The following is a 1,999-nucleotide window of genomic DNA, read 5'->3' on the forward strand; positions in this document are numbered from 1 at the left end:
ACTACGACGGGGACTCCTGGGAGGAAAAATACAGCGGTTTTCACGAATACGATCTGACCGGCGTGGCCCCGGACGAGGGCGGTCGCTGCTGGGCGGTGGGGTTCGACAATCAGGAAAACGGGCGCATTCTCCGGTACGACCCCGACGACGGCTGGACCGAGATCATTCTGTCCGAAACGCCGGCCGCCTTCCTCGCCGACGTGGAGCGGGAATCGGACGGCACGGTTTTCGCCGTGGGCTCCGGCGGCGAAGTGTGGAGATTGGAGCCGTCGCGCGACGGTTGGGAGCTTATCAACGAAGACAAAACGATACTGTGGCGGGCGGTGAGCGCGGGGGCGGACCGGAGCCTCGTCGTCGGGGGCGACGCGGACGGAAACGGCCTCTACGCCTGGATTGTGAACGGAAATGTGGAGACGCCCCGGAAGTGCGGCTGCGGGCGGCTGGAAGACGCGAAGCTCCTGGATTCCGGCGACGCCTGGCTCCTGGCGGTGGACGGCGTGGTACTCTATCTGTCGGACGGCGAGCTCTCGACCATCGCTGAAACCGGTTGGAGCCTCTTCGGTCTTGATGCCGTGGACGGCGGAATATGCTTTGCGGGCGGCGTGGGCGGTCTTTTATTCCGCGTGGACGCCGAAGGCTACGAGCAGGTGGAAAGCGGAACGACACAGAACATCCACGACATCGCCCTCCTCTCCCGGACCGAGGGCTGGGCCGCAGCCGAGAAACACCTTTTAGAGTACCACTGATGCGCAACCTGGTCATAGACGTCAACTACACCGAGGGGGCCCGGTGGTCCCCGCCCGGCGAGCGCATCCGCCTCGACGACCTCCCCCCGGCGGGAGGTTTCGGCCTCTATCGGTCGGTGCGCGCCGCGGCGAAATATCCGCACTACCGACGCGTTTACCTCGCGTGCAAGGACCAGCGCCACGTAAAGCCCTGGCTCCTCCTCGCGGCCCTTTCCCTGACCGGGGAGGTCTGGTTCGTCATGCTCTTCACGCCGGTTCAGCGGCTCACCAAGGGCGGGCTTTTCTGGACGCTGCCCTTCTTTCGGAAAATCCCGTCCCGCGTGGCGGCGCGGGAATTCACCCGACGGCTCTGGGCGACCGTCCCCCACGGCGCGCCGCCCAGAACTGGGGGCGTGCTCCTGTTGGCCCACTCGTACCCACCCTCCGCGGGGGGAATCCAGACCTCGATGGTCCACGCCGCTGAGGGGTTTCGGGAACGCGGTCTCCCCGTTCGCGTGCTGGACGGATACCGCGCCGGTTGGCGCTCCCACGACGCGGCCAGCCCCGTGCCCATCCAGCGTGTTTACACCGGGAGGCGCTTCCGGTTGGAGGAGTGTCGAAGGCTGGCGCGCCGGGCCGCCGAGGCCGCCCACCTCCTCCCCGGCCGGTCCCCGTCCCGGAATGTAGTCGGGACGATCGGGGCATACCTCGCCGCCTGCCCCGCGGGGAAGACCGCCGAATTTCTCGCGGACTTCGAGGCCGCCTGCCGGCTCATCGCCGAGGGCTCGCCGGACACAGTCCACGCGGGTTACTGCCACCCGGATTCCATGGTGGCGATGCTCCTGGCGGCAATCGGCGGCTGGCCGTACCTCATCTACGCCCACGGCACCGAGACACTCCGCTTCTCCAAGGATAAACGCCTGGCGCCCTTCTTCGATAAAAGTTTCCGCGCCGCGGCGGCGGTGTTGGCCAACGCCCATTACTGCGCCGAGATAGTGGAACGGGGCCACGGCGTACCCCCCGACCGGATACAGATCATCCACCCCGGGGTGGACTTCAACCACTTCGCCGCTCCGCCGGCCGAGGGCCTCCTCGACGAGCTCCGCCGGCGCCACGGCATTTCCCCAGGCGCGAAGGTGCTCTTCATCGTCGGCCGGGTGATTCCGCTGGTGCGGCCGAAGGCGGACGGCCGCGCCGGGCACGCCAAAATTGCACTCACCGGGTTCGACTCGCCTCGGCCGGCCGTGGTCCTCGACTATACCCTCCGTGGACAG

At 67.4% G+C, this 1,999-nt stretch carries 2 protein-coding genes; both read left to right on the forward strand.

The features are described from left to right. On the forward strand, window positions 1-746 hold a 746-nt coding region (locus NTW26_07050; protein MCX7022014.1), incomplete at its 5' end, for a hypothetical protein. After that, window positions 746-1,999, forward strand: a 1,254-nt coding sequence (locus NTW26_07055) for a glycosyltransferase (GenBank protein MCX7022015.1), incomplete at its 3' end; no start/stop codon positions are given. The genes NTW26_07050 and NTW26_07055, both read left to right, overlap by 1 nt.

This window comes from bacterium, assembly GCA_026398675.1.
GTDB lineage: Bacteria > RBG-13-66-14 > RBG-13-66-14 > RBG-13-66-14 > RBG-13-66-14 > RBG-13-66-14.